Raw genomic sequence first — 5700 nt, forward strand, 5'->3', positions numbered from 1 at the left:
CCGACATGCGCGAAGCCTTCGACGAACGCGATCTGCCGCGTTAGCTTGATGCAACGGCACCGGGCGTAGAGCTTCTGTCCCTTGAGTGACGGCCGCAGATAATCGATCCTGAGGTCGAGCGTGGCGTCGGCGACGAATTTCCCGCGCTTCAGCCACACCGACACGCCGCCCGCCAGGTCGATCAGGCTGATCACCGCGCCGCTCGCCAGCAGGCCCGCCTCAGGCACCCCGACCAATTCCTCGCGCCACGGCAGCGAGATTTCGACCCAATCCTCGCCATTCGACTCGTAGCGCATCCCGAGCAGCCCGGCATGGCCATGATGCTGAAGCACCTTGAAGAACCCGACCGGATCGAATGTGCCCCCATTGTCCGCGACGCCGGTCGATGCGGGTTCGGTCATGCGGCCATCCGCAGCGCGGTTTCGCGGACCAGCGCAATCATGTTGGGCAGGCCCTGCGTGCGGTTGGAGCTGAGTTCACGAGACAGGTCGAACGGGGCGAGGGCAGTGGCGATGTCGGTCGCGGCGATCTCTGCCGCCGCGCGGTCCTGCACCGCCGCGATGACCAGCGCGACGACGCCCTTGGTGATGGCGGCATTGCTGTCGGCGAGGAAATGGAGCCGGCCGTCGACGAGCCGGGTCGGATAGAGCCATACCGACGCCGAGCAGCCGCGCACCTTGGTCGCGTCGGTCTTGAGCGCGTCGGGCATCGGATCGAGCCGCCGACCGAGGTCGATCAGCAGGCGGTAGCGATCCTCGCTGTCGAGGAAGCCATATTCGTCGGCGAGGTCGGCCAGACTCGGCAAAGAAAGCGGTGGGAGCGGAAGACTGGTCACCCGCCGCGCCTACCGGGCCGTCAGCGGTCGCGCAATTGGTCGATTTCGCGGGTCAGGCTGTTTTCCTTGTCGACGGTGATCCGCTCGAGCACGTGGAGTCGCTCCTTGAGCTGCGCCACTTCCTCGCGCAGGCGGCGGGTTTCGGCGTCGTCCTGCTGGCGCGGCGTGACGTTGAGCAGGCCGTCGCGGCGGTCATGGCGACCGAAGACGCCACGACCTCCATATTTTGCCTGAAGCACGCGCGACACGGCGATGATCGCGACGATAATCACAACCATTTCGAAGGGATTCATCGGGCGGACTCCTGACCGGTCAGGCGCGGCGCGCGGAGGGCCTCGATCTGCGCGGCGGTGTCGACGCCGCGGTCGGTAGCGAGCTGTTCGAGGACGCGGACGCGTTGTTCCAGTCGCTCGGTATGGGCCGCATATTGGGCGGTTTTTTCGGCGGTCAGGCTGGTCTGCGCCTCAATCTGCCGTTCCTTGAGACGGAGCCACATCTTGAACGGCGCGATGCCGATCGCCGCGAGCGGGATCAGGACCCAGATCCAGCTGGCGATATCATTCATGTCGGTCGACTCCGAACGCTAGTGGATTTCGTCCTGCGCCGAGAGGCGCGGGGGACGCAAGGCCTCGATCTGGGCGGCGGTGTCGACGCCGCGATCGGTGACGATCTGCTCAAGCACGCGCAGCCGCTGTTCGAGTGCGGCGTTACTGGTGGCATATTGCGCGGCCTTTTCGGCGGTATTGCCGGCCTGAACCTCCAGTTGCTTCTCGCGGAACGAGAAAAAGCGCCTGGCCAGGTAGATCAGCAGCAGCGTCGGCAGCAGGACAACGATGAGCAGGCCCATCAGGTCACCGGGATTCATCAGGCGTTTCCTCTTGGCGTAGCGAGCGAAAGCTGGTCGATTTCCTGGGCCAGTCGGCCGGGGCGGTCGGTCACGATCCGCTCAATCGTCTCGAGCCGGTCCTTGACCGAGCCGAGTTCGGCGCGGAGCTGGGCATTTTCGGTGCTGAGCAGCTTGATCCGCTCGACCGATTCCTTGTCCTGGCGCGGGTGGAGCGCCTGGCCCCACTGCCCGTCGAGCGGGTAGCCATGCTTGATCCGCATCCAGGTCGTGGCCACCCAGCCGCCGATCGGCAGGATGCTGATCAGCGCGATCAGCGGGACGATTTCCTTGATCGCCTGGAGGTTGTCCGGTGTCATGGCGAGGTTCCCCTAGCGAAGCTGCTCGATTTCCTTGGCGAGCGAGCGGTTTTCGGTGGTGACATAATATTCGATGTCGGCGAGGCGGCGGTTGATGTCGCGCATCTTGCTGCGGATCTCGCGCGCGCTTTGCGCCGGGCTGGCGCGGACGCCTTGCCAGAACACGCGCTCTTCCTTGGTGTCGGACGCAATCTCGCGCGGCTCGTCGTTGGCGATCCAGCCGGCGATGAAATAGACCGGGATCAGCGCCCCCGCGCCGATGAAGATCGACACGACCAGCCCGATGCGGACGATATTGACGTCGAGGCCGGTATAGTTGGCGATTCCGGCGCACACGCCCATCACCTTCTTGTGGCGTTTGTCGAGATAGAAGCGGGTGCGGCTGGCGGGCTGGTTCACCGGGCTCACTCCACGTCACCGAGCAGGCGCTGCGACGGACGCTCCTCGGGCAGGCACTGTTGCTTCCAGTTGGGGTTTTCGGCGGTCATGATGCGCTCGATCGAGCATAGCCGGTCGTCGAGGCGGCGGGCGGAGTCGTAGAGTTCGTCGAGCAGTTTCTCGTCACCACCCGTCAATCGCGAGGCGGTCTTCCACTTGGTAATGTAGTGAAATACCAGCCACGGCAGGCCGAGAAACAGCACGCCAATGGCTATCATCGGTACAAATATATCTTCCACTTAAGCCCCCTTGGCTTTCATTGCGGCCTTCATGGCCTCCAGTTCGGCGTCGACGCTGTCACTGCTGCGCAGGTCGGCGATTTCCTCTTCCAGGCTCTTCGGCCCGGTCATGCCGAGCGCGTCGGCGCGGCCCTCGGCGAAGTCGGCGCGGCGTTCCAGTACGTCGAAGCGCGAGAAGGCGTCCTCGGTGCGGTTGCCGTTGAGCATTTCGCTGGTGCGGGCGCGGGTGACGGCGCTTTCGATGCGGCTGGCGATGGCGTTCTGGCGGGCGCGGGCCTCGCGCAGCTTGCCCTGCAGCTTGGCAATGTCGGCCTCATAGCCCTTGAGCGTATCCTCGATGACGGCGATCTCGGCGCGCAGGCCCGACGCCATGTCGGCCGCCTTCTGGCGCTCGTTGAGCGCGGCGCGGGCCAGATCCTCGCGGTCCTTCGACAGCGCCAGCTCGGCTTTCTCGGTCCAGCTGGCCTGCAGTTCGTCGAGCCGATTGATGGCGCGGCGCATTTCCTTGCTGTCGGCGATCGACCGGGCCGCGGAGGCGCGGACCTCGACGAGCGTTTCCTCCATCTCGAGGATGATCATGCGGATCATGCGCGCCGGGTCTTCGGCACGGTCGAGCAGCTCGGTCATGTTGGCTGCAACGATGTCCCGCGTGCGGGAGAAAATGCCCATTCAACACTCCGTCAAAAAGTCAGGCGCCTGTTGAATGGGTCCTTGCAGCTTTTGTGCCAAGTGCAGGAAAGGCCGACAACTCCGGGGAAAAGCCAGATTTTCGACCAACGGCGGTGTGAAATATCTTGCGAGATGGTGGGATTACCCACCAAGTGTTGGGCAAGATGGAGCGAAGCAATCAGTTTGTCGGCCAAAGCCTCGCTTTCCTCGATTCGGTCGAGCGTGCCAGCCGCGCAGCGCCGCTCAACCGGCCGGTGCTGGTGATCGGCGAGCGCGGCACGGGCAAGGAACTGATCGCCGAGCGGCTGCATCATCTGTCCGGGCGGTGGGCCGGGCCGCTGGTGACGATGAACTGCGCCGCGCTGCCCGAGACGCTGATCGAGGCGGAATTGTTCGGGCATGAGGCGGGCAGCTTTACCGGCGCGGCGAAGACTCGTCACGGGCGGTTCGAGGAGGCCGACGGCGGCACGCTGTTCCTCGACGAGCTGGCGACGCTGTCGTCCCCGGCTCAGGACCGGCTGCTGCGTGCAGTCGAATATGGCGAGGTGACTCGCATCGGGGCGTCGAAACCGATCCGGGTCGATGTGCGCATCGTCGCTGCCACCAACGAACATCTGCCGCGGATGGTCGACGAAGGGCTGTTCCGCGCCGACCTGCTCGACCGGCTGTCGTTCGAGGTGGTGACCTTGCCGCCGCTGCGGGTGCGACATGGGGATATCCCGCTGCTCGCCGACCATTTCGCGCGGCGTATGGCGGCGGAGCTGGAATGGCCGCAATGGCCGGGCTTTTCGACGCGGGCGCTGGCCGCGCTCGAGGCCTATGGCTGGCCGGGCAATGTACGCGAGCTGCGCAACGTCGTCGAGCGGGCGGTGTATCGCTCCGAAGATCCGGAGCGCGAGGTCGATGCGCTCCAGTTCGACCCGTTTCACTCGCCGTGGGCACCGGCCGACAGCGCGAGCGCCGCGCCGCAGGACGATCCCGAGCCGCGCGAGCCGCGGGCGGTGGTCGAGGCGGCGATAGCGGCCGTGCCGACGGTGGCCGCGACCGATGATTTGCGCAGCGCGGTCAATGCCTATGAAAAGGCATTGCTGGCGGAAGCGCTTGGCCGCCACCGCTTCAACCAGCGAGCGACGGCGACCGCGCTGGGGCTGAGTTACGACCAGTTGCGCCACGCGATGAAGCGGCACAAATTGCAGGAAAGCGCGACCGCCTGAGCGATCGCGCTCCGTTCGGTCAGGCCGGCAGCGTCTGGTAGGTCGTCATCGCGTAGAGCATCGGAATCGACAGCAGGGTATTGATCCGGCTGGTCAGCATCGCGGTGCGGGCCGACTTGGCCTTCACGTCGGCTTCTGCCTCGACCAGGCCGAGCGCGCGCTTCTGGTTCGGCCAGATGATGAACCACACGTTAAATGCCATGATCAGGCCGAGCCACATGCCGATGCCGATCAGCTTGAACCCGGAACGCATCTCGAACGCTTCGCGGAGATAGCCGTTGAAATAGGCCAGCAGCAGTCCGGCAAGCACGGTGAACGCCGCGCCCCAGCGGAAGAAGAACAGGGCTTCGGGGGCAATGAACTTGGAGACCGCCGGTTTGAGCTCGGCAGGGATCTTGGGCATGGTCGGGATTTGCACGAAGTTGAAATAGTAGAGCAGGCCGATCCATACGATCCCGAAGAAGGCGTGGAGCCAGCGGATAATGACCGCGACAGTGACGACATCGGCGTGGAAGGTTGCGCTGAGCACGATGGCGAGCAGCAGCCCGATCCCTAGCGTGATATAGAGATTTTCGAGAATCTTGCCCATGGCGGCCCCCTTGCGTCGCCGGAACGATCCGGCATTCGCAGCGATCGTTACGGCGGAGTAGCGGAACTAGGCAAGCTTTTGTCGCTCGCGCCGCATCCCTACGGTCGTTCGGGCGTTGTCGCGATACGTAATCCCTCCAGCCGGCGACGAGGTCCCGATGCCCTTCACTCTGCCCGAACTGCCCTATGCCAAGGATGCGCTGGCGCCGCACATGTCGGCCGAGACGCTCGAGTTTCACCATGGCAAGCACCACAAGGCCTATGTCGACAAGACCAACGGCATGCTGGCCGACAAGGGGCTGGAGAATGCCTCGCTGATCGAGGTGATCAAGGCGGCCAAGGACAAGGGCGACAAGCCGCTGTTCAACAACAGCGCTCAGATCTGGAACCACAGCTTCTTCTGGCAGTGCCTGGCGCCGGCCGGGTCGACCAAGCCGTCGGGCAAGCTGGCCGAGATGATTGCGAGCGAGTTCGGTGATCATGGCGCGCTGCTCGAGAAATTGGCGACCGAGGC

12 protein-coding genes are annotated in these 5700 nt (G+C 64.7%); 2 read left to right on the forward strand and 10 right to left on the reverse strand.

The features are described 5' to 3' along the window. The 9 genes from RMN84_RS10495 to pspA all read right to left on the reverse strand — a co-directional run. Positions 1-401, reverse strand: a 401-nt coding sequence (locus RMN84_RS10495) for a PaaI family thioesterase (protein ID WP_309612118.1), incomplete at its 3' end; no start/stop codon positions are given. Beyond that, positions 398-805 (reverse strand): SufE family protein, encoded by a 408-nt coding sequence (locus RMN84_RS10500; protein WP_309612128.1) that lies wholly within the window; start codon positions 803-805, stop codon positions 398-400. The genes RMN84_RS10495 and RMN84_RS10500, both read right to left, overlap by 4 nt. A 50-nt stretch (positions 806-855) precedes the next feature. After that, positions 856-1128 (reverse strand): hypothetical protein, encoded by a 273-nt coding sequence (locus tag RMN84_RS10505; RefSeq protein ID WP_309612119.1) that lies wholly within the window; start codon positions 1126-1128, stop codon positions 856-858. Then, complete coding sequence (locus RMN84_RS10510) at positions 1125-1400, reverse strand: hypothetical protein (RefSeq protein ID WP_309612120.1); 276 nt, start codon at positions 1398-1400, stop codon at positions 1125-1127. The genes RMN84_RS10505 and RMN84_RS10510 overlap by 4 nt, the downstream gene beginning before the upstream one ends. 18 nt (positions 1401-1418) lie before the next feature. Next, complete coding sequence (locus RMN84_RS10515) at positions 1419-1700, reverse strand: hypothetical protein (RefSeq protein WP_309612121.1); 282 nt, start codon at positions 1698-1700, stop codon at positions 1419-1421. After that, positions 1700-2038, reverse strand: a complete 339-nt coding sequence (locus tag RMN84_RS10520) for a hypothetical protein (protein WP_309612122.1) — start codon at positions 2036-2038, stop codon at positions 1700-1702. The genes RMN84_RS10515 and RMN84_RS10520 overlap by 1 nt, the downstream gene beginning before the upstream one ends. A 12-nt stretch (positions 2039-2050) precedes the next feature. Beyond that, positions 2051-2437: an envelope stress response membrane protein PspC gene (pspC, locus tag RMN84_RS10525; protein ID WP_309612123.1), complete on the reverse strand. Its 387-nt coding sequence runs from the start codon at positions 2435-2437 to the stop codon at positions 2051-2053. Positions 2438-2442: 5 nt separating this feature from the next. After that, positions 2443-2715 (reverse strand): envelope stress response membrane protein PspB, encoded by a 273-nt coding sequence (gene pspB, locus RMN84_RS10530; RefSeq protein ID WP_309612124.1) that lies wholly within the window; start codon positions 2713-2715, stop codon positions 2443-2445. Then, a complete protein-coding gene (gene pspA, locus RMN84_RS10535; protein ID WP_309612125.1) occupies positions 2716-3384 on the reverse strand; it encodes a phage shock protein PspA in 669 nt (222 codons plus the stop codon). It abuts the gene before it with no gap. Positions 3385-3548: 164 nt separating this feature from the next. Here pspA and pspF point away from each other — a divergent pair, with 164 nt between their 5' ends. Beyond that, entirely contained in the window at positions 3549-4598 is a 1050-nt protein-coding gene (pspF, locus tag RMN84_RS10540; RefSeq protein WP_309612129.1) for a phage shock protein operon transcriptional activator, read from the forward strand. A gap of 19 nt (positions 4599-4617) precedes the next feature. Here the strand turns inward: pspF and RMN84_RS10545 are convergent, their stop codons facing one another. After that, positions 4618-5187, reverse strand: coding sequence for a urate hydroxylase PuuD (locus RMN84_RS10545; RefSeq protein WP_309612126.1), 570 nt, complete (start codon positions 5185-5187; stop codon positions 4618-4620). Positions 5188-5344: 157 nt separating this feature from the next. Between RMN84_RS10545 and RMN84_RS10550 the strand changes: the two genes are divergently transcribed. Then, positions 5345-5700, forward strand: a 356-nt coding sequence (locus tag RMN84_RS10550; protein ID WP_309612127.1) for a superoxide dismutase, incomplete at its 3' end; no start/stop codon positions are given.

Origin of the sequence: Sphingomonas sp., from assembly GCF_031380695.1 — a bacterium.
In the GTDB taxonomy this organism is placed as follows: Bacteria; Pseudomonadota; Alphaproteobacteria; order Sphingomonadales; family Sphingomonadaceae; genus Sphingomicrobium.

What these genes read in the sequence shown, in the direction of transcription:
- RMN84_RS10505 (WP_309612119.1), bottom strand. Translation starts at nt 1,128, where the DNA reads ATGAATCCCTTCGAAATGGTTGTGATTATCGTCGCGATCATCGCCGTG.
- RMN84_RS10510 (WP_309612120.1), bottom strand. Translation starts at nt 1,400, where the DNA reads ATGAATGATATCGCCAGCTGGATCTGGGTCCTGATCCCGCTCGCGGCG.
- RMN84_RS10515 (WP_309612121.1), bottom strand. Translation starts at nt 1,700, where the DNA reads ATGAATCCCGGTGACCTGATGGGCCTGCTCATCGTTGTCCTGCTGCCG.
- RMN84_RS10520 (WP_309612122.1), bottom strand. Translation starts at nt 2,038, where the DNA reads ATGACACCGGACAACCTCCAGGCGATCAAGGAAATCGTCCCGCTGATC.
- pspA (WP_309612125.1), bottom strand. Translation starts at nt 3,384, where the DNA reads ATGGGCATTTTCTCCCGCACGCGGGACATCGTTGCAGCCAACATGACC.
- pspF (WP_309612129.1), top strand. Translation starts at nt 3,549, where the DNA reads ATGGAGCGAAGCAATCAGTTTGTCGGCCAAAGCCTCGCTTTCCTCGAT.
- RMN84_RS10545 (WP_309612126.1), bottom strand. Translation starts at nt 5,187, where the DNA reads ATGGGCAAGATTCTCGAAAATCTCTATATCACGCTAGGGATCGGGCTG.